The organism is Campylobacter sp. RM19072, from assembly GCF_024723485.1.
Classification (GTDB): domain Bacteria; phylum Campylobacterota; class Campylobacteria; order Campylobacterales; family Campylobacteraceae; genus Campylobacter; species Campylobacter porcelli.
The window spans coordinates 238,198-257,595 of the sequence record NZ_JANQCU010000001.1 but is presented as its reverse complement, the minus strand read 5'-3'; the positions used below and the strand labels follow the sequence as shown (position 1 = coordinate 257,595).

Here is a 19,398-nt window from a genome sequence, read left to right as displayed (position 1 = left end):
TTAGCCCTTTTTCTGCCAAAAGAGCAAGGAAATTTGCATAAAATGCGGTTTGAATTATACTGAAAAATTACTTAAAATTTGCTGTTTTTATTTAGTATATCTTGTAAATTTAAAAGCGATGAGAGTAAATAGCACTCTTTATCTATATTGCTTTTGCATTTTAGATCAAATTCAATCTCGTTTAAAAATTTAAATATTTGAGAGTATTGTGAAATTTTTATCGATATTGCTTGAGATTGGAGTTTATTTAGGATTTGTGGCGGGGGAGTGTATCCTAATACAATTTTTGGGTCAAATTTTCCACTAGTTTTAATTGAGCTATGGATCAAATATAGTCTATGAAATGCCTTAAAAAGCATATTTAAAAGGGCAATTTCGTTAAATGAGCTATCGTTTATAAACTCAAAATAGTCGCTATTAATACTTTTTTTGCTAATTATTTTATCAAATAAAGCATCAAATCCAATTCCATTTAAGGGATAAACTCGCTCTTTTATCTCTTCTAAATTAAATTTAGTCGCTATGGTTGCAAGTTTATTTAGCTCACTAGCACTAAGATATAGATTTTCATTTTGTAAGTTATAAATATATAAAAGAGACTGGCTATCTATATTAAGACCAAGGATTTTAGCGTGATTAGATAGAATTTGATTTACCTCTGTGGCACTGCTAGGTGGGAAAAATCTAACGAAATTTAATCCAAAATGCTTCTTTATATCGCTTAAGGATTTCTCATCGCCTTCGTGTAACTCAAAGATAAAGATATTATTTGGGTTATTTTGACACTGAGAGACTAGCTCTTTTGTATCTTTAGATGGGATTTTTTTATCGCTTTTGATGTGCAATAAATTTGAATTAGCAAATAGCGAAGGCTCACTAAGATGCGAAATCGCAAGGCTAAAATCATAATCATCATAGTATAAGCTAAGCAAATTATCATTATTAAATTTTTTTAAAATTTCCTTAGCGTAAAACTCCACTTGATAGCTCTCAGCACCATAAAGTAAGAAAAAATTTGGTATATTAGCAGAGTTTAGAAGTGCTATAAAATCCTTTTTATACATCTAAAATTTCCACCACTTTTCCTAAAATTTTAGCCGTTGGAATATCTACTTCTATGATTTTTACCATCACCGGAGTTAGTAAATCGCAAGTAAAATTATCTAAAAAAATCCTAGCTCCCTTTATCTCATCATCAAGTCTAGCGATAGTTTGATTGCTATTTTCATATATGTAGCATTTAAAAATTTTATCTATATTTTTTGCTGCAAAACGGGCAAATTTACGATCCATAAAATCCCAAGCGACCTTATCGGCTTCTCTTTCTAATACATTTAAATTCGCACAAAGCTCATCAATGCCTAGCATTAGGTAGTTTGTCAATTTAGCATCATCTTGAGCTTTTAAAATTCTATGAAGAATTAAATCAGAGTATCTACGAATAGGGCTAGTAAAGTGTGAATATAGCTCAAATCCAAGCCCAAAATGCCCCCTTGATACACTTGCATACTCGGCTCTTTTTTGTGCTTTTATGATGAGTTTATCTACATCTTCTCTTATATTTAGCTCATTAGCCTTAGCTTGAATTTGAGCTATCATAGATACTAGATCGCTTGTTGGTTTTACGCTAATTCCAAGCAGGTTAAGGTCATCTAAAAGAGCGTTTATTTTATTAAAATCTGCTGGTTCGTGATTGCGAAATATGCCCTTATTTACTCTTTTTGCTGCAGCTTTATTGGCTAAGAGCATGCACTCTTCTATAAGTGAGTGCGATGGAGTGGAGCTTTCAAATTTAGTTGATTTGATATTGCCATTTTCATCAAGGCTCATTCTAAGCTCTAATGTGTGGAAGTCAAAGCCATTTTTAAGCCGTTTTTCTTTTAATTTTTGAGTTATATTAAAAAGTGGCGTTATCCACTCTTTTATCTCATTTTGACACTCAAATTCGCCATTTATTAAGCTATCAATCTCATCGTAGTTAAACCTTCTTTTAGAGTGAATTATACAGCTTATTAGCTCCTCTTTAATGGCTTCTAAATTTGAGTTTAAGCAGATTTTAAAAGCAAAGGCAAGTCTATCGCAATTTGGCTTTAAAGAGCATATATTTTCGCTAAGCTCTCTAGGTAGCATTGGTACGGCAATATGCGGAAAATATATAGAAAAGCCCCTAAATCTAGCCTCCTTATCAATCCCACTATATGGGCTGACATATTCGCTTACATCTGCGATGGCTATGTAAATTTCATTTGTACTTTTATCAAAATATATCGCATCATCAAAATCCTTAGCATCAACTGGATCAATCGTGCAAAATGGTAGATGAGTAAGATCAATCCTATCTGGATACATACTTTTATCAACCTCATCGCCAAAGCTAATTGCTTCATTGCTTGCTATTTTAGGGAAAATTTCGCGTTTATTATATAGTGCCATAGAGATTTTTTGATCCACATTTGGATCGCTTAATACCCCTAAGACCTCTACAATATCATTATCTAAATTATTTATTTTTAAAACTGTGCCTTGAGGTAGCTCTTTTAGGGATTTTTGACTGGCTTTTAGAGCTATTGTGATGGAATTTGGGATTGTTACGCCCATTATAACGGAGCCAATTTTTTTAGTATAGACCACGCTTGTTTCATTTGCCATAAACAATACAGCCACAACGGCTGCTTTTTGGCGTGGCTTTTTAAATTTAGTTAATTTAGCAAGGACAATATCGCCAAAGTGAGCCCCACCTAAATCACGATTTTCTATCATTAAATCTTGCTTAAATCTACTATCATATGGGTATAAAAATCCAGTTCCATTGCCAGATATATCGAGCTTTCCGCAGACAAAGCCATCATTTAGATAGTATCTATTTTTATGTTTTGATACGGCCTTTATCTGTTCTAAAACTCTTAAAATTTCAAGCTCACTTGACTTTATATATTTGCTCTCTAAGCCAGTTGTTAAAGAGTTTAAAAATGCTCTCAATTTCTTACTTTTTCTATGGCGTCTAGGTATGATTTAACATCAAGATTATAAAAATCTAAAAGCTCTTTTGAGCTATCAATCTGACTTTGTGATAGAGTGCCAAAAATATTTATACTATTGCTTATGATATTTAAGATTATACAGTGTTTTTTCACATTATCTGGTGCGTCAGATGGATTTAATAAATATCTAATAGCATTTGAAATTTCTGGCTCTAAATTCCAGTTTTTAAATATCTGTGCTGTTACCATCTGGCTTGAGATACCTACCATATCTATCTCTAAATTATATAGCTCTATTGGGGTTGATATACTTTGTATTTGGGATTTAAATTTATCTGATTTATTAGAGTCTATTAGCTCTTTAGCGATTACTATTTTACCTATATCCATCATAAAACTAGCCGGTGATATGATATTTAAAAGCCCACGATCTATCTTATTACACCAGTTAAATGCTAAGGCATTTTGCATTGTTGCTAACTCCATAAATTGAGTTTCACTAATTCCATATGGAGTTAAATTTATTTTAAAATTTTTACTTACAGTCCCAGCAAGGGCAAATCCTCTAATAGTCGCCATACCAAATAACGCCACGGCTCTATCAACATCATTTATCTCTCTACTAAAGCCATATAATGGGCTATTTGCTGAACGCAAAATATTTGCTGTAAACATTGGGTCTTGGTGGATTACGCTAATTAACTCTGCTATATCGCTATCATCATTGCTACAAATCTTTTGAATTTTGATAATTGTCTCATCAAGTGGTGGTAGAGATTTTATACTTTTATATATTGCTTCATTCATTGGAATTTCTCATAATAATTTTTGATTAATTTTCATAATTCTACTACGATTGAACTTAAATTTTGGATAATTTTTTTGAAAATTTATTAAATTTAAATTTTAATAATGTATAATTGCCATTTATTTTTTACTAAAGGAAGATTATGGCAATAACAGTTTATTATGACAAAGATTGTGATTTAAGCCTAATTAGATCTAAAAAAGTAGCTATGATAGGTTTTGGCTCTCAAGGTCACGCACACGCTGAAAATTTAAGAGATAGCGGAGTAGAGGTTATCATCGGACTAAATCCAAATGGCAAGAGCTGGGCTAAAGCAGAGGCTAAAGGCTTTAAGGTTATGAGCGTAAGCGACGCGACAAAAGAAGCTGATGTTGTGATGATACTTACTCCTGATGAGCTACAAGCTGATATTTTCAAAGCTGAAATTGAACCAAATTTAAAAAGCGGTAGTGCAATCGCATTTGGTCATGGATTTAATATCCATTATGGTCAAATCGTCCCACCAAAAGGCATTGATTGTATAATGATAGCACCAAAAGCCCCAGGCCACACTGTAAGAAATGAATTTGTCAATGGTGGTGGTATCCCAGATCTAATCGCAGTAGCTCAAGATGCTTCAGGCAAAGCAAAAGATATAGCTCTAAGCTATGCTAGTGCTATTGGCGGTGGTAGAACTGGTATTATAGAGACTACCTTTAAGGCTGAGACTGAAACTGATCTATTTGGCGAGCAAGCTGTATTATGTGGCGGACTTTGTGCGCTTATAAATGCTGGGTTTGAGACCTTAGTAGAGGCGGGATATGAGCCTGAGATGGCGTATTTTGAGTGCTTACATGAGATGAAATTAATTGTGGATTTAATCTATCAAGGTGGTATGGCTGATATGAGATACTCTATTTCAAATACAGCTGAATTTGGGGATTATGTAAGTGGCAGACGAGTAGTAGATGAGAGATCAAAAGCAGCTATGAAAGAGATTTTAAAAGAGATTCAAGATGGTACATTTGCTAAAAATTTCATCTTAGAGCGTAAAGCTGGATATACAAAAATGAATGCTGAGCGTAAATTAAGCGATGAGAGTTTGCTAAACAAAACTGGCGAAAAATTAAGAGCTATGATGCCTTGGATAAATAAAGGTAAATTAGTAAATAAAGATAAAAATTAATTGGCAAAGCGTAGCAAAAAGAGCACCTCAAATGGCGAGGTGCTTGTATATTTTGGTATTTTAATATCTATTATAGTTATAATTGGTGTTGTCTATTTAGCATCAAGCACTAAAAAAGAGAGTGTAAGCTTTAAAGCTATTGATAATATTGATAGATATTTCGAAGGTAAAAAAAGGGATTATACCATCCTTGATAAGCCTAAAAATATAGATGAAAATCAGACGCAAAATGATATTAAATTTGATGAAAAAATAGAACCACCAACTACGATAAATAGCATTGATTTAAAATCGGATAAACCAAATTTGGCCATAATCATAGATGATATATCTACATTTTATCAAGCTAAAAAGATTAAGTCTTTGGATATGAATATCACCCCTTCTATATTTCCACCTAGTAAAAACTACCCAAATAGTGCTAATGTGGCTAAGGATTTTGAGTTTTATATGATACATTTACCACTTGAGGCGATGAACTACCAAGCACAAGAGAAAGATACCCTAAAAGTAGGCGATAATATCGCAAAAATAGAAGCACAAATTTATAAAATCAGATCAAATTTCCCAAATGCCATATATATAAATAACCACACAGGAAGTAAATTTACAAGCGATTATAACTCTATGAAAAATCTATTTAAGACACTTAAAAAGCATAATATGATATTTATCGATAGCTACACCACCAAAGATTCTAAAGCTAAGATTTTAAGCGATGAATTTGGCAATAAATATCTAAAGCGAGATGTTTTTATAGATAATATCAAAGATGAAAAAGCTATAATTAGTAAGCTAAAGGAAAGTATAAAAATAGCTAAAAAAAATGGTTTTGCCATAGCCATCGGACATCCATATGAGCAGACTTTTAAAGCTCTAAAAGCCATAAAAAGTGAGCTAGAAAGCCAAACTAGATTGATACTTTTAAAGGATATGTATGAGCTTTATCACTGAATTTAAGCTAAATCCAAATTTCCAAAATCCGCCAAAAAAGCTATATTATAAGGGGAATTTAAAATTATTAGATTATCCAAAAGTTGCGATTGTAGGCTCACGCAGATGCTCATCTTATACCAAAAATATGACTATAAATTTAGCTTCAACCCTTAAAAAATATGGAGTTTGCGTAGTTAGTGGGGCAGCCATTGGGGTGGATATTTGCGCTCATACCGGAGCGTATCCGCATACAATCGCAGTTTTTGGCAATGGTTTAGATCAAATTTATCCTATTCAAAACTCCAAAATCATAAAAGATATTTATGAAAATTCATTAGCGCTTAGCACATATGAGCCAGATATCACAGCAAAGGGGTGGCAATTTTTGGAGCGAAATTTAATCACAGTGGCTCTAAGTGACGCAGTTGTCGTAGCTCAAGCTGATATTCAAAGTGGCTCTATGAGTAGTGCTAGGGCTGCTATTAAATTTGGTATTCCGCTTTATGTATTGCCTCAAAGGCTTGGAGAAAGTAGTGGAACAAATGAGCTATTACAAAGTGGTAAGGCACAGATTATCACTGATTTTGATAAATTTGCTATGAAATTTGGCGTGGAAAATTATGATAGAGGCGATGAAGTGGTGGAATTTATCAAGCAAAACTCAAATTTCGATGATTGTTATGCTAAATTTGGGGATTTAATATATGAGTATGAATTAGATGGTAAGATTGCTATTGATGGCATTTATGTGAGAATTTTATGATAGTTGGGGTTGATATAGGGCTTAAAAGAATTGGCGTAGCTATAAGCCCAGATGGCAAAATTGCTATCCCAACCATACCAATCTTGCGTAAAAATCGCAATCAAGCCGCAAGAGATCTTGATAATATGCTAAGAGATAATGGAGCCAAAATCTTAGTTGTAGGCTTGCCAAAGGGTGGTAGCTGCCAAGATGAGATGGAGCGTAGGATTACTCACTTTATCTCTCTTTTAAATTTCGATGGAGAAGTGCATTATCAAGATGAATCTTATAGTAGCGTTGAAGCTAGCGAGCTAGTAAGAGATAGGCGAGATGGCAAATTCGATAGCGTAGCGGCGATGATAATTTTGGAGAGATTTTTAAAAAGATGAATTTCAAAGATTATCTAAAATCTAGTTTAAATAAGGCTGATTTTCAAAGGGTTTGGGATAGCTTTTTTAAACCTAAGAGTGTTGGATTTTATCTAAATTTATTGAAATTTGATAAGGATTATATTATCTCAAATTTAGATGATTTGGGGGTTGAGATTAAAGAATTTTTGCCAAATTTTTATCTATGCAAGGCTGAATTTAAAGAGATTTTAACCCGCTGTGAGCTATTTAATAACGGAGCGATATATATCCAAAATCCAAGCAGTTATTTAGCAGTTTTAGCCCTAAATCCGAGTAAAAATGATGCAGTTTTGGATATGTGTGCTAGTCCAGGTGGAAAGAGCATTGCATTAGCAAATATGATGGGAAATAATGCTAATTTAGCCGTGATGGAGAGCGATAGCAAGAGATTTTACACACTAAAGGCAAATTTAAATAAATATGGTTGCGAGTGGGTGAGAACTTATAATAAAGACGCAAGGAGCATTTCAAGAACTTGCCAAAACAAATTTGATAAAATTTTATTAGATGCACCATGCTCTAGCTATTCGCATTTTGGTGATGGGTTTGTGGAAAAATCAGCTAAGGAGATTAAGGCCATATCAAGATTACAAAAACAGCTTTTAAATTCAGCTCTTACAGCTTTAAAGCCAGGTGGAAGCGTGGTTTATAGCACTTGTACATTTTTTGAATGTGAAAATGAAGAGGTGGTAAAAAATGGGTTGAACTCTAAATTTGATATTAGCATTGAGTCAGTTAGCTTTGGTTTAGATAGTGAGATTGTGGGAGAATTTGGGCTTAGAATTTTACCAGATTGCGATATGGACGCATTTTTTTTGGCTAAAATTATTAAAAATAGTTAATTTTGTTATATCAGTAAAGCGGTTAATTTTGGCTAATTTTTAGCAAAAAAATTGTATAATCTACCGAATTTTTCTAAAATTTTTGGAGATATTGTGGATTATATTTTAAAGATTGATTGTAATGATGAAAAGGGCCTCATTTTACGAGTTAGTGAGATTGTATTTAAGCATGGATTAAACTATGTTAGCACGAGTGAATTTGTAGATCATGAAAATAGTAGATTTTATATGCGTGCTGTGGTTGTAGGGCAGGTGAATACTATTGAGTTTAAGAATACTTTAAGTGCATATTTACCAAGTGATAGTGTGATATTTTTTGAAGCTATTAAGAAAAAAGATATAGTAATCCTAGCTACAAAAGAGAACCACTGCTTAGGTGATTTGCTTATTAAGCATAGTAGCAAGGATCTAAACGCAAATATTTTAGCTGTGATTGCTAATCACGATACTTTGCGTCCATTAAGCGATAAATTTGATATACCTTTTATCTATATTAATGCCGATAAAATAGAGCGAAGTGAGCATGAGAAGCTGGTATTAAATGAGTTGGCAAAATATAAATTTGATTATATGGTTTTGGCTAAATATATGAGAATTTTAAGTCCTAATTTTGTCAAGCAATATCCAAAAAAGATTATTAATATCCATCACTCATTTTTACCAGCATTTATCGGAGCAAATCCGTATAAACAAGCCTATGAGCGTGGCGTGAAGATTATCGGAGCTACGGCGCATTTTGTTACTGATGATTTAGATGAAGGGCCAATTATCACTCAAGATGTTATAAGGGTAAATCACGAAATGAATTGGAAAGATATGCAAAAAGCTGGTAGAGATGTGGAAAAAATGGTGCTTAGCAATGCTTTAAATCTTGTTTTTGATGAGAGAGTTTTTGTTTATAATAATAAAACGGTGATATTTTAATGTTTAATATCGTGCTTGTAAATCCCAAAATTCACACAAATACCGGTAGTATCGGTAGAATGTGTGTAAATTGCGGAGCTAAATTGCATCTAGTTAAGCCTCTTGGATTTGAGATTGATGATAAGCATTTAAGGCGTGCTGGACTTGACTACTGGGCGAATTTAAATCCCATAATTTGGGAGAGTTTAGGGGAGTTTTTAGAGGCGAATTTGGAGTTTAAGGATAGATTTTTCTTTGCGACCACTAAGTGTAATAAACTATATTTTAAGGCTAAATTTAATCCAGGAGATTATCTGATTTTTGGCGGTGAGGATTGTGGGTTGCCTCTTGAGCTGATGAGATTAAATATGGATAATTGTATCACAATTCCGATGACAAGCCAAGGAAGAAGCCTGAATTTAGCCACTAGTGTGGGGATTATTACCTATGAGGCTATCCGCCAAAATATAGATAAATTTGATTTTAGGGATAGTGTATGCGAGTTTTGATTGCTTTTATGCTGCTTTTTGGAGTGCTGTTTTCATCGGAGTTAAAAATTGCTACATATAATGTTGAAAATCTTTTTGATGATAAGATTAGCGGTAGCGAGTATGCTGATTTTAAATCAAATAGATGGAATAGTGCGAAGTATCATCAAAAATTGCAAAAAATCGCTAGAGTTTTAAAGGAATTAGATGCTGATATTATCGCTTTAAATGAGATTGAAAATCAAAATGTAATTGAAAAATTGGCCGATTTAAGCGGATATAAATATTATAAATTTGCTACCACAAAGGGTGCCCCAGTAGGGCTTGGACTGCTTAGTAGATATAGGATTAGTGATAGTATGGTTTATATAGTGCCAAATGTCAAAACTAGGCCGATATTGATGAGTAGGGTTGAATTTGATGGTTATAGTGTTGAGTTTTTTGTAGCTCATTTTCCAGCGGCTAAAAATCCACTTAAAAGCAGAATCTCCGCAGCCGATACTATGAAAAAGGCTGTAAAAAATAGTAAAAATGGGGTGATTTTAGGCGATTTAAATAGCAATTATGGATATAAATTTCTGCTTAACGATCTTGATGAATGGACGAATTTATGGGAGTTTGTCCCTGCTAGTCAAAGAAGTAGCTATAAAAATGGCAAGAGTGCGATTGATCATATAATATTAAGTAGTGATTTAATGGGTGGAAATTTGCGTTATAAAGATGGAAGTTTTGGCGTTTTTAAGGCAAATTTTATGGATAAAAGCTACTCTGATCACTACCCTATATATGCAACTCTAAGCACAAAATCACTCTTTGAAGATCTGCCTAAGGTATCGATTAATCAGATTAAATCTACCAAACAAAGGGCTAAAATCACTGGGGTAATTGTGTATAAGGATAAAAATGGCTATATAATCTGCGATGAGAGTAGGCGTGGAATTTATATCTATGAGAAAAATCCATCGCTTAGCGTTGGGGCTAAGGTTGAAGCGGTGGTAAATAAAATTGAGAATTATAAAGGAAATATCGAAGTTACTAGCCTATCTTATATAAGTGTAGATACTGAATTTAAAGCAGATGAGAGCAAGTATTTAATGGATAAAAAAGATATTAGTATAGCTACAAGTGGCGATGTGATAGATGATATTACTTTAGATATTAGTGGTGGATTTGCTAAAATATCTAAAGATAAATTTAAAATTTACTCCCCAAATCGTAAAATAAGTGATGGGAAAATAGCGGTTAAAAGGGCTGTTGTTTGGAATTATAAGGGGCAAAAGGAGCTGATAATTGAGTGATTTTTTAGGTTTTATGGGTTGGGTTGTCGTTATATTTATTATTTTTGTCCTTGTCGTTGGGTTTAATCGCCAAATGATGGAGAAAAATAGGATTAGAGATGAGATAGTAGCTGCTAGAAAGGCAGCTAAGGATAAAAAGCAAAAAATAGATGGAGAGAGTAATGAGAATGTTGATTGAAATTGGAGTAGAAGAGCTTCCTGCGATACCATTTTTAAAAGAGCTTGGCAATATCGAGCCTAAATTTAAAGCCGTATTAGATGAGTATAATATTAATTGCGATTTTAAGCTAGATTATACGCCTAGAAGGATTGTATTACAAGGGGATATGGCTGAATTTGCTAAGGATAAGGTAGTAGAAAATATCGGCGCACCAAAAAATATAGCACTAGATAGCAACCAAAATTGGTCTGCTGCGGCTATAGGATTTGCTAAAAAGTGCGGTATAAGCCTAGATGAGCTTAAATTTGAAACTATCAATGGCAAAGAAGTTTTATATCATAAGAGTGTTATTAAAGGCGATTTAAGCAAAAATTTGCTTCCTAAGATTATTGAGAAATTTATCTCATCTTTAAATTTTGGCAAATCTATGAGATGGGGGGCGAGTAAGTATGAGTTTATCCGCCCGATTAGATCTATTATAGCGATATTAAATGATGAATTAGTGGATATGGAGATTTATGGCGTTAGGTCGCAAATGGCATTTTATCCGCATAGATATTATGGCTATGAGATGGTAAAATTTAGTAGTATAGATGAGTATTATAGTGCTTTAGAGTTTAATGGAGTTATCCTTAATGCTGATAATAGACGCCAAAAAATCTTAAATGAATTTAAACAAATAGAGCAAAATAGTGGTTTAAAAATCGAATTAGATGAGGATTTGCTAGATGAAGTTGTGGCTATTACAGAGATGCCTACCGCGCTTATGGGTAGCTTTGAAAAGGAATTTTTAGAGGTGCCAAGCGAAGTTATTGTTACTTCTATGAAGGAAAATCAGCGATATTTCCCATTATATAATCAAGATGGAAAATTAAGCAATCACTTTGTGGTGGTTAGCAATTCTATTAGCAGCGATTCAAATTTAATAATCAAAGGCAATGAAAAGGTGCTAAGAGCTAGACTTAGTGATGCTAAATTTTTTTGGGAGAGTGATTTAGCTAGTGAGTTTAGCTCAGCGAAATTAAAAAATATCACCTATCTAGCCGGTCTTGGCTCAATGTATGATAAGGAGATTAGAGAGCGCCAGATTGCTAGAGAGCTAGCTAAAATATATGAAAAAGAGCTTAAAGAGGAGTTTGGCGGTGAATTTATAGATGAGCTTGATCGTGCTGTGATGCTTAGCAAGGCTGATCTTACTACCTCGATGGTGTATGAATTTACTGATCTTCAAGGGATTATGGGGAGCTATTACGCTCAGTATAGAAAGGAAAATCGCTTTGTAGTTGAGGCTATAAAAGAGCAGTATCTGCCTAATAAAGAGGGTAGCGTTTGTCCTAAGAGCTACTTTTCTAGTATGGTAGCACTATCTTCTAAGCTTGATACTTTGATGGGGTTATTTAGTATAAATAAAATCCCAACAGGCAATAAAGACCCATACGCATTAAGGCGAGCCGCAGCTGGGATTATACGCATTGTTTTAAATCTAAATATAGAGTTTGATATTAAAAAAATTCTATCTTTAATAGCTAAAAATTATGATAAATTTGACTTAAATAGCTTAGAGGAATTTATCACAGATAGGCTTTATACTATGTATAGTGCTAATCCATCAGTTATAAAAGCTTGTTTAAATAGCGGTATAAGCGATATTAAGAGATTAAACTCAGCAATAATCGCTCTAGATGAAATCAGCAAAGATAGCGAATTTAAAGAGAATTTCTCCACATTTAAGCGATTAGCAAATATCATTAAAGATAGCAAAATTATCAAAGTAGATGAGAGTCTAATGGAGCATGAGAGCGAAAGAGCATTACACCTAGCATTTACCTCTTTAAAGCTAGATATTAGCGATACAAAGGGCTATTTATCAACTCTATTTAATCTCAAGCCACAAATTGATGAGTATTTTGATAATGTTATGATTAATAGTGATGATCCAAAGATTAAGGCAAATCGTATATCTATAATTGGTCAAATTTATCAAGCATTTTTAAAAGTAGCTGATATTAAAGAGATAACTATATGATTTTAGATCCCGCTTTAAGGGATCGATTTTAAATGAAATTTAAAGACTAAAATAGGGCTTTAAATAGCTTTTTAGAATCTAGATGATACTCGATTGCTATTTTATTTTGCTCTCTATGATTTTTTAAATATTGTGCGATTTTGCTTGAAATTTCATCAAATTTAACTCTATTTATAGCCGTTTTTCCACTTATTATAAGCGTTAAATTATCGCTATTTGAGTCTATTTGAACATCGTGTAGTATATCATTGTATCCAAGCATTATATCTCTTTTATTATGCTCATTTGCGTCCATAAAATCCACTTCTATATTGTATGATTGTATGGATAAATCATCTATATTTTGAGCGCAGCCACTAAGGCAGATAAAGCAAGGTAGTATAAAGTGTAAAATTCTCATCATAAGCTCCAAAAAATTTGGTTGGAATTTTAGCATAAATTTAATTATCAAAATATAAATTTCAAAGTTAGATTAAGGAATTTTGGGTATTATTGCGAAAATTTTTTAAGGAGACATAGTGAGTTTTGATGAATTAGAATTAGAAGCGATTATACAAGAGGTTTTAGAAGAGTGTGGGGAGTTTGAAAATTTAGATGATGAAGAGCTTTATGAGCTTATTGAAAAGATTAAAGAGCTAACAGATGGCGATACAGAAGAGGCGTATGAACAGCTAAATGGATACTCTCCAATTAGTAGAAAAAGATTTTTATCCCTATATTCAGTTTGATTATGCGAGTAGTTTTCTCTCTTTTGATTTTTGCTCTATTTAGCTGGGGTAATACTATATTTAATGGTGGATTAGAGATTATTAGCATTGAGTCAGATTACGCAGGAGAGCTAAGAGTTAATGATAAAAGCTCGTTATGGCTAGATCACCCTAAGAAAGATGGGGTAAAAATAGCTTTTATTCCTGTGAGTTATTATGCTAAAAATGATATAAATATCACAAATAGCTTAAATAATCAAAGTAGCTCAATGTTATTAAAATTAGAACAAAAAAGCTACAAAAAAGAGAGTATAAGTGTAGCTCCAGCAAAGGCAAATCCGCCTAAAGATGTGATGAAACGCATAGAAAAAGAAAGAGATGAGGCTACGCAGATATATAGGACTTTTAGTCCAAATTTGCTAGTAAATAGCCAGTTTATATCTCCGATGAATAGCTTTATTACCAGTCAGTATGGGAATGCTAGAGTGTTTAATGGTAGTGTTAAAAGCTATCATGGTGGGGTTGATTATAGGGCGGCTATAGGGCAGAGTGTGATAAGTGCTAATGATGGCATTGTAAGAATCGCTAAAGATAGATATTATGCTGGAAAGAGCGTTGTGATAGACCATGGTGGCGGGATTTACACTCAGTATTACCATCTAGATAGAATTGATGTTAAAGTAGGGCAAAAGGTTCTTAAAGGCGATAAAATCGGTCTAAGTGGTGCAACTGGTAGGGTAAGTGGCCCACATTTACACTTTGGCGTGATAGTGCAAAATATTCAAGTCGATCCATTAGTTTTTATAGAAAAATTCAACTCTCTTTTTTAAATTCACATTTTTTCAACAAGAGCTATATATAATTTCGCTATATTTTAATACAAAGGATTTAAGATGAAAAAAGTGTTAAGTATAGCCTTGATAGCTATGGTAGGTAGTAGTATAGCATTTGGTACTGATAGCCCAGCTAGTTTAAGCAAAGAGATGTTTGAGTTTAAAAAAGAAGCTAGTAGGGAGTATTATAAAATTCAAGAAGGTTGCGATAAAATTCACGACAAAATAACAAAAGCAACCCAAAATATGGATGCTAAACAAAAAGAGGAATTTTATAAGGAATTTAGGTATCAAATGCGTCAAAATATGGCAAAACTAGGTAAAGATGAGAAGTTTTATAAGGGAATTTGTGCTGGTAAAAGAGTAAAATATCATCACGAGCGTCCAGGTAAATTTACCTATGACCATCCAAATTGTATAAATTTAGATTGCCCGGCGAGATAGATTGTGAGTAGCAAAATACTTCTTATAGAAGATGAGCCAATGCTTTGTGAGATGATTAAAGATTATCTTACAGAGCAAGGCTATGAAGTAGTAAGTAGTGATAACTATGATGATGGATTAAGCCTAGCGTATGAGGGTAAATTTGATATTTTTATCTTTGATGTTAAGATTATTGGGGGTAATGGCTTTGAGTTGCTTAGTAATCTTAGAAGCTCAGGAGTAGATACTCCATCTATTTTTATAACATCATTAAATGATATAAGTGATTTAGCCAAAGGGTTTAAAAGTGGTTGCGATGACTATATCAAAAAGCCATTTGAATTAGCAGAGTTACATTTAAGGGTAGATAATATCTTAAAACGCAAATTTAGCCACTCAAGTAGTGATAGCTATGTAGAAATTTCTCCAAATATAAAATTTGATATAATCCAAAAAAAGCTAATCAAAGATAATAAAATAGTCCAAATTGCTAAAAAAGAGGCTGATTTGCTAGTATTATTATTAAAAAATCGTGGCAAAATATTAAGCAGAGATGAGATTTATATGAATTTATGGGATTATGGGCAAATACCAAGTGAGCTTAGCTTAAGAGTTTATATCAGAAATTTACGCAAAATCATAGGCGAGGAGAGGATAATCTCGCATCCAAAAATAGGCTATGAATATGTATAGTAAAAAGTATATTTTACCAATATTTTTGCTATATACTCTCTCTAGTATGATTTTTTTAATCGGATTTGCCACTATGTATTATAAAGAGGCCAAATTCGATATAATCAAACGAGATATGATACGTATGGAAGCGTTCGCTAAAGAGCTTGAGTACCTTCTTCGCTTAAATGATAATATAGATAATATTATGAAACTAGCAAGTCTTTACCCAATCAATCTTTATAATATTAAAACAAATAAGTATATATATAAAAGCTTTGATATTCCTAAATTTAAAGATAAATTTTATGAGACTTCTGATGCTTTGTATATGCGTGAGAATATCCACTCTAGAAAACGCACAATTGACCTAAATTTAGAGCTACAAAACGAAATTACCGCTAGTGATATTAATGATCTATTTTGGCGTGTGTGGTTTATTGCTGGGGCGGTTTTTATACTTGTTGGGCTAATTGCGTTTGTTTTGGTTAAGCTTGCTTATTTGCCCCTTTTAGCTCAGATTAAAGCACTTAATAACTTTATTACCGATACTACGCATGAGATCAATACCCCACTTAGCGTGATACTTATGAGTAGTGAGATGTTTGATAAAAATCCGCCAAAATATTTAGAAAATATCAAAGTAGCTGCCAAAACTCTAAGTGGAATTTATAGTGATTTGGCATTAAATTTAAAAAATAATCCAAATAGTATTAGCAAATTTGATATGCAATCTTTGCTTGAGAGCCACATTAAGCTATTTGAGCTTTCAGCAGTTTCAAAGGGGATTAAATTTGAGATTAACTCTAACTCTTTTGAGCTATCTAGTGATATGCAAAAATTGGGTAAAATAGTTGATAATCTCATATCAAATGCGATAAAATATAGCAGTAAAAATAGTAAAATTATTATAAATTTAAATCAAAATAGCTTTGAGATAATCAACTTTGGAACGACTATTTCTAAAGAGAATATAGATAAAATTTATGATAAATTTAGCCGTTTTGATACACAAAATGGCGGATTTGGGATCGGGCTTAGCTTGGTTAAGAGATATTGCGATGAGCTTGGTTTTAATATTGAGTGTCAAAGTGGAGATAATCAGACTAAATTTAAAGTTACTCTAAGGGATTTTAAGGATAGATAATTTTTGCATGGAGAGTTTCCCCATGCAGATTTCTTAGTATAAGATTAAATGTGCCTTTTGTGAGCCATGGACGCCAAAAACGGTGATAAGCTCTATATCAGCAGTTCTTGATGGTCCAGCGATAAATAAAATATTGCTTGGAAGTTTGCCATTGTGATCAGCTTTTAATGCGTTTAGCGCACCAACTAATGAGCTTTTAATCCTATCTTTTTTCAGTAGCACTATACAAAGATTTGGAGCTAGACTTAGCATTCTAGGCTGTGCTTGGCTAGATTTTACAAGTGCTACGCCGTGAGAGCTGACACCATATTCAGCATGAATTATAGAGAATTCACTATGAAATACAATATCTCTTAACTCCTCTATAGGCTTATCAAAGCAGATTTTTTGCTCTGCGTTAATCTTGTCTAAATTTAAATTTAGCCCACTTCCATAGATCATTTTTTTATACCCATAGCTTGCTACAATCTCATTAATGGTATCTTCTAGAGCCAAAGGGTCGCACTCATGAACGATATATTTATTATCGCTCATTTTTTGCTTCATCTCTTCAAGTGGATTATCTGTTGTTTGGATATGCTCTACTGGATCAATGCTACTGCTAGATTCAAATCCAGTAATCTTATGGCTATCTTTTAATCTAGCAAGGATCATCTCTTTGGATTTGGCTGAAATTTCATCTATTCTATTCATAGCGGACACCTTCCATATTCTCAAGCTCTTTATATAGATCTTTTTTGATTTGTGGTAGCTCTTTATATTTACTCCAGTTTTTAATCACCGGAATAGAGCCTTTAAATTTATGTAAAACTGCGTTAAATAGATGAGTTTTACTAAGACCAAATCTCCATAAAGCTCCGTTTGTAGCAATATTTGCAAATTGTCTCATAGCAAAAGCTTCGCCTCTATTTTTATGGCCATTTTGTGTGCTAAGTGGTGGATTTTTGCCTTGACCAACTTTATTAGCTCTTAGCTTTCTGATTAGATCAGCTAAAGGAATTCTAACCGGACAAACCTCGCTACATCTACCACATAGTGAGCAAAATGTAAGAATATCGCCAGTTGCCTCCATACCAAATATATTTGGACTAATCACCTCGCCAATAGGCCCTGGATAGATGGTTTGGTAGCTATGGCCGCCGATTTTATCATATACAGGGCAGAAATTCATACAAGCCCCACATCTAATACATCTAAGTGCCTCATAATAATCATGATGAGCTAACATATCACTTCTGTGATGGTCAAATAGTATTAAATGTACCTCTTTAGGGCCATCTAATTCTTCATTGCGTGGAGCTGTGATTATGTTGTTATATGTAGGGATGAATTGCCCAGTAGCTGAAGGGGTGAGTAGATGAACCATAGTTGCCGCATCTTCAAAACTCTCCATAACCTTCTCAATTCCACAAAGCGCAACGTGAATTTTAGGTGCGGTAGTACACATTCTACCATTGCCTTCATTCTCAATTAGCCAAAATGCCCCCTCTTTAGACATAGCAAAATTCACTCCACTAAGCCCTATCTCCAAGCCTTCAAACTGATCTCTTAAGTGTTTTCTAGCTATTTGATTTAACTTTTCTGGCTCACTCTCTAAATCAGCTCCTAATTTTTCTTGAAAAATTTTGCCTATTTCATTGCGGTTTTTATGGATAGCTGGGACGACTATATGGACTGGTGCTTCATCGTTTAATTGGATTATTAATTCACCAAGGTCTGTCTCAACTGCGTTTAATCCCTTATTTGCTAGATAGTGATTTAATCCTATCTCCTCACTAGCCATAGATTTGCCTTTTAATATCTTTTTGATATTATTTTGACGCATTAGCTCATAGATTATCTCACAAGCATCTGTAGCAGAGCTAGCCCAATGGACTTTAATCCCATTTTTTGTGGCATTTTTTTCAAATTCAATCAATCTATCGCTAAGGGACATTAGAGCGTTATTTTTAGCTTTTTTGGCCTTATCTCTTAGCCCTTGCCAATTTTTAAATTTAGCATTTATCACATTTAGGCGGTTTTTTTGTAGGGTATGCATAGCGATTGTGAGATTTTGCCTTAACTGAGTATCGGCAAGTTTTATCTTTACGATTTGATCGTGTGGCATTTTTTTACTCATAGAGATACCCCCTCTAGCCGTTTGATTAAGAAGTCATATAGGTGAATACACTTTATATCTACTCCATTTTTTTTCATTGTGCCTGAAATGTTTAATAAGCATCCACCATCACCGCTTATTAGGTAGCTAGCGCCAGTTTTTTTAATATCTTCGATTTTGGCTAGTGCCATTGCGTTTGATATATCACTCTCTTTAACTGAGAAAGTTCCACCAAATCCACAGCACTCCTCTTCGTGTTCAAGCTCGATTAACTCTACATTTTCAAGTTTGCGAATTAAATTTTTACTAGCTTCTACGCTTTTAGCTACTCTTAAAGCGTGGCAATTAGAGTGCCATGCGACTTTGATTTTATCGCCTTTATCTTGGTAATCTACTTTTAGAATTTCATCTAAGTATTGACTTAGATCATATACTCTAGCGGCGAATTTTTGAACCTTGTCAAATTCACTACTTCCTTCAAAAAGCTCTAAATAATCATGCCCCATCATACCAGCGCAAGAGCCACTAGGGACGATAATCGGGATATCTTCATCAAATAAATTTATATTATGCATAGCTACAGCTCTACTCTCATCAAAATATCCGCTATTAAAAGATGGTTGAGAGCAACAGGTTTGATTTTTTTTGAAAATCACCTCCACGCCCCCACGGCGTAGAAGTTTAATAGCATTTAAAACGCTATCTTGCATAGCAGCACTACCAAGGCAAGTAGCGAAAAAATATACTTTTCTCATAGAT

Annotated in this window: 22 protein-coding genes; 15 read left to right on the top strand and 7 right to left on the bottom strand. The window is 33.5% G+C overall.

The features are described from left to right. Nucleotides 1–71 precede the first annotated feature (71 nt). From holA to CSUIS19072_RS01305, 3 genes are read right to left on the bottom strand one after another with little or no spacing between them, the layout of a single operon-like run. Nucleotides 72–1,064 carry a DNA polymerase III subunit delta gene (holA, locus tag CSUIS19072_RS01315; protein WP_086292579.1) on the bottom strand — a complete coding sequence of 331 codons (993 nt, stop codon included), beginning with the start codon at nt 1,062–1,064 and terminating at the stop codon, nt 72–74. Beyond that, on the bottom strand, nt 1,057–2,979 hold the full coding sequence (locus CSUIS19072_RS01310; RefSeq protein WP_086236770.1) for an RNB domain-containing ribonuclease: 1,923 nt from the start codon (nt 2,977–2,979) through the stop codon (nt 1,057–1,059). The genes holA and CSUIS19072_RS01310 overlap by 8 nt, the downstream gene beginning before the upstream one ends. Beyond that, entirely contained in the window at nt 2,976–3,788 is an 813-nt protein-coding gene (locus CSUIS19072_RS01305) for an HDOD domain-containing protein (RefSeq protein WP_086292581.1), read from the bottom strand. Before CSUIS19072_RS01305 ends, CSUIS19072_RS01310 begins: the two co-directional genes overlap by 4 nt. A gap of 143 nt (nt 3,789–3,931) precedes the next feature. On the opposite strand from CSUIS19072_RS01305, the gene ilvC reads away from it, so the two are divergent. The 10 genes from ilvC to glyS all read left to right on the top strand — a co-directional run bounded on the left by ilvC (nt 3,932) and on the right by glyS (nt 12,759). Then, complete coding sequence (gene ilvC / locus CSUIS19072_RS01300) at nt 3,932–4,954, top strand: ketol-acid reductoisomerase (RefSeq protein WP_086292583.1); 1,023 nt, start codon at nt 3,932–3,934, stop codon at nt 4,952–4,954. Further along, nucleotides 4,955–5,908, top strand: coding sequence for a divergent polysaccharide deacetylase family protein (locus CSUIS19072_RS01295; RefSeq protein ID WP_086236767.1), 954 nt, complete (start codon nt 4,955–4,957; stop codon nt 5,906–5,908). Next, nucleotides 5,892–6,653, top strand: a complete 762-nt coding sequence (locus CSUIS19072_RS01290) for a DNA-processing protein DprA (protein ID WP_086292585.1) — start codon at nt 5,892–5,894, stop codon at nt 6,651–6,653. The genes CSUIS19072_RS01295 and CSUIS19072_RS01290 overlap by 17 nt, the downstream gene beginning before the upstream one ends. Then, nucleotides 6,650–7,021 carry a Holliday junction resolvase RuvX gene (gene ruvX, locus CSUIS19072_RS01285; protein ID WP_086252496.1) on the top strand — a complete coding sequence of 124 codons (372 nt, stop codon included), beginning with the start codon at nt 6,650–6,652 and terminating at the stop codon, nt 7,019–7,021. Before CSUIS19072_RS01290 ends, ruvX begins: the two co-directional genes overlap by 4 nt. Beyond that, entirely contained in the window at nt 7,018–7,884 is an 867-nt protein-coding gene (locus tag CSUIS19072_RS01280; RefSeq protein WP_086292587.1) for an RsmB/NOP family class I SAM-dependent RNA methyltransferase, read from the top strand. Before ruvX ends, CSUIS19072_RS01280 begins: the two co-directional genes overlap by 4 nt. A gap of 93 nt (nt 7,885–7,977) precedes the next feature. Continuing rightward, a complete protein-coding gene (purU, locus tag CSUIS19072_RS01275; protein ID WP_086292590.1) occupies nt 7,978–8,808 on the top strand; it encodes a formyltetrahydrofolate deformylase in 831 nt (276 codons plus the stop codon). Continuing rightward, nucleotides 8,808–9,296 (top strand): tRNA (cytidine(34)-2'-O)-methyltransferase, encoded by a 489-nt coding sequence (locus CSUIS19072_RS01270; RefSeq protein WP_086292591.1) that lies wholly within the window; start codon nt 8,808–8,810, stop codon nt 9,294–9,296. Before purU ends, CSUIS19072_RS01270 begins: the two co-directional genes overlap by 1 nt. Beyond that, on the top strand, nt 9,284–10,573 hold the full coding sequence (locus CSUIS19072_RS01265) for an endonuclease/exonuclease/phosphatase family protein (RefSeq protein WP_086236761.1): 1,290 nt from the start codon (nt 9,284–9,286) through the stop codon (nt 10,571–10,573). Before CSUIS19072_RS01270 ends, CSUIS19072_RS01265 begins: the two co-directional genes overlap by 13 nt. After that, the gene (locus tag CSUIS19072_RS01260) at nt 10,566–10,751 is read left to right on the top strand and encodes a hypothetical protein (protein ID WP_086236760.1); all 186 of its coding nucleotides are present in this window, start codon (nt 10,566–10,568) and stop codon (nt 10,749–10,751) included. Before CSUIS19072_RS01265 ends, CSUIS19072_RS01260 begins: the two co-directional genes overlap by 8 nt. Beyond that, nucleotides 10,735–12,759, top strand: a complete 2,025-nt coding sequence (glyS, locus tag CSUIS19072_RS01255) for a glycine--tRNA ligase subunit beta (RefSeq protein ID WP_086292593.1) — start codon at nt 10,735–10,737, stop codon at nt 12,757–12,759. The genes CSUIS19072_RS01260 and glyS overlap by 17 nt, the downstream gene beginning before the upstream one ends. Nucleotides 12,760–12,805: 46 nt before the next feature. Here glyS and CSUIS19072_RS01250 read toward each other — a convergent pair whose 3' ends face one another. Then, entirely contained in the window at nt 12,806–13,159 is a 354-nt protein-coding gene (locus CSUIS19072_RS01250) for a hypothetical protein (RefSeq protein ID WP_086292595.1), read from the bottom strand. Between the two features lie 118 nt (nt 13,160–13,277). Between CSUIS19072_RS01250 and CSUIS19072_RS01245 the strand changes: the two genes are divergently transcribed. The 5 genes from CSUIS19072_RS01245 to CSUIS19072_RS01225 all read left to right on the top strand — a co-directional run bounded on the left by CSUIS19072_RS01245 (nt 13,278) and on the right by CSUIS19072_RS01225 (nt 16,541). After that, on the top strand, nt 13,278–13,487 hold the full coding sequence (locus CSUIS19072_RS01245) for a hypothetical protein (RefSeq protein ID WP_086224406.1): 210 nt from the start codon (nt 13,278–13,280) through the stop codon (nt 13,485–13,487). 2 nt (nt 13,488–13,489) lie between these two features. Then, a complete protein-coding gene (locus CSUIS19072_RS01240) occupies nt 13,490–14,296 on the top strand; it encodes a M23 family metallopeptidase (protein WP_086292597.1) in 807 nt (268 codons plus the stop codon). 63 nt (nt 14,297–14,359) lie between these two features. Continuing rightward, nucleotides 14,360–14,743 (top strand): hypothetical protein, encoded by a 384-nt coding sequence (locus CSUIS19072_RS01235; RefSeq protein ID WP_086292599.1) that lies wholly within the window; start codon nt 14,360–14,362, stop codon nt 14,741–14,743. Between the two features lie 3 nt (nt 14,744–14,746). Continuing rightward, on the top strand, nt 14,747–15,415 hold the full coding sequence (locus CSUIS19072_RS01230; RefSeq protein ID WP_086292601.1) for a response regulator transcription factor: 669 nt from the start codon (nt 14,747–14,749) through the stop codon (nt 15,413–15,415). After that, nucleotides 15,408–16,541 carry a sensor histidine kinase gene (locus tag CSUIS19072_RS01225; RefSeq protein ID WP_086292603.1) on the top strand — a complete coding sequence of 378 codons (1,134 nt, stop codon included), beginning with the start codon at nt 15,408–15,410 and terminating at the stop codon, nt 16,539–16,541. The genes CSUIS19072_RS01230 and CSUIS19072_RS01225 overlap by 8 nt, the downstream gene beginning before the upstream one ends. Before the next feature lie 33 nt (nt 16,542–16,574). Here the strand turns inward: CSUIS19072_RS01225 and CSUIS19072_RS01220 are convergent, their stop codons facing one another. From CSUIS19072_RS01220 to CSUIS19072_RS01210, 3 genes are read right to left on the bottom strand one after another with little or no spacing between them, the layout of a single operon-like run. Next, entirely contained in the window at nt 16,575–17,234 is a 660-nt protein-coding gene (locus CSUIS19072_RS01220) for a LutC/YkgG family protein (RefSeq protein ID WP_086292605.1), read from the bottom strand. After that, nucleotides 17,227–18,660, bottom strand: coding sequence for a LutB/LldF family L-lactate oxidation iron-sulfur protein (locus CSUIS19072_RS01215; RefSeq protein ID WP_086292607.1), 1,434 nt, complete (start codon nt 18,658–18,660; stop codon nt 17,227–17,229). The genes CSUIS19072_RS01220 and CSUIS19072_RS01215 overlap by 8 nt, the downstream gene beginning before the upstream one ends. Next, nucleotides 18,657–19,394, bottom strand: coding sequence for a (Fe-S)-binding protein (locus tag CSUIS19072_RS01210; RefSeq protein ID WP_086292609.1), 738 nt, complete (start codon nt 19,392–19,394; stop codon nt 18,657–18,659). Before CSUIS19072_RS01210 ends, CSUIS19072_RS01215 begins: the two co-directional genes overlap by 4 nt. Nucleotides 19,395–19,398 lie beyond the last annotated feature (4 nt).

Excerpts from the sequence above, each read along its gene's own strand:
- CSUIS19072_RS01220 (WP_086292605.1), bottom strand. The coding sequence starts at position 17,234 with ATGAATAGAATAGATGAAATTTCAGCCAAATCCAAAGAGATGATCCTT.
- holA (WP_086292579.1), bottom strand. The coding sequence starts at position 1,064 with ATGTATAAAAAGGATTTTATAGCACTTCTAAACTCTGCTAATATACCA.
- CSUIS19072_RS01225 (WP_086292603.1), top strand. The coding sequence starts at position 15,408 with ATGTATAGTAAAAAGTATATTTTACCAATATTTTTGCTATATACTCTC.
- CSUIS19072_RS01210 (WP_086292609.1), bottom strand. The coding sequence starts at position 19,394 with ATGAGAAAAGTATATTTTTTCGCTACTTGCCTTGGTAGTGCTGCTATG.
- CSUIS19072_RS01215 (WP_086292607.1), bottom strand. The coding sequence starts at position 18,660 with ATGAGTAAAAAAATGCCACACGATCAAATCGTAAAGATAAAACTTGCC.
- ruvX (WP_086252496.1), top strand. The coding sequence starts at position 6,650 with ATGATAGTTGGGGTTGATATAGGGCTTAAAAGAATTGGCGTAGCTATA.
- CSUIS19072_RS01265 (WP_086236761.1), top strand. The coding sequence starts at position 9,284 with ATGCGAGTTTTGATTGCTTTTATGCTGCTTTTTGGAGTGCTGTTTTCA.
- CSUIS19072_RS01290 (WP_086292585.1), top strand. The coding sequence starts at position 5,892 with ATGAGCTTTATCACTGAATTTAAGCTAAATCCAAATTTCCAAAATCCG.
- CSUIS19072_RS01250 (WP_086292595.1), bottom strand. The coding sequence starts at position 13,159 with ATGAGAATTTTACACTTTATACTACCTTGCTTTATCTGCCTTAGTGGC.
- ilvC (WP_086292583.1), top strand. The coding sequence starts at position 3,932 with ATGGCAATAACAGTTTATTATGACAAAGATTGTGATTTAAGCCTAATT.
- CSUIS19072_RS01240 (WP_086292597.1), top strand. The coding sequence starts at position 13,490 with ATGCGAGTAGTTTTCTCTCTTTTGATTTTTGCTCTATTTAGCTGGGGT.
- CSUIS19072_RS01235 (WP_086292599.1), top strand. The coding sequence starts at position 14,360 with ATGAAAAAAGTGTTAAGTATAGCCTTGATAGCTATGGTAGGTAGTAGT.
- CSUIS19072_RS01280 (WP_086292587.1), top strand. The coding sequence starts at position 7,018 with ATGAATTTCAAAGATTATCTAAAATCTAGTTTAAATAAGGCTGATTTT.
- CSUIS19072_RS01270 (WP_086292591.1), top strand. The coding sequence starts at position 8,808 with ATGTTTAATATCGTGCTTGTAAATCCCAAAATTCACACAAATACCGGT.
- CSUIS19072_RS01305 (WP_086292581.1), bottom strand. The coding sequence starts at position 3,788 with ATGAATGAAGCAATATATAAAAGTATAAAATCTCTACCACCACTTGAT.
- glyS (WP_086292593.1), top strand. The coding sequence starts at position 10,735 with ATGAGAATGTTGATTGAAATTGGAGTAGAAGAGCTTCCTGCGATACCA.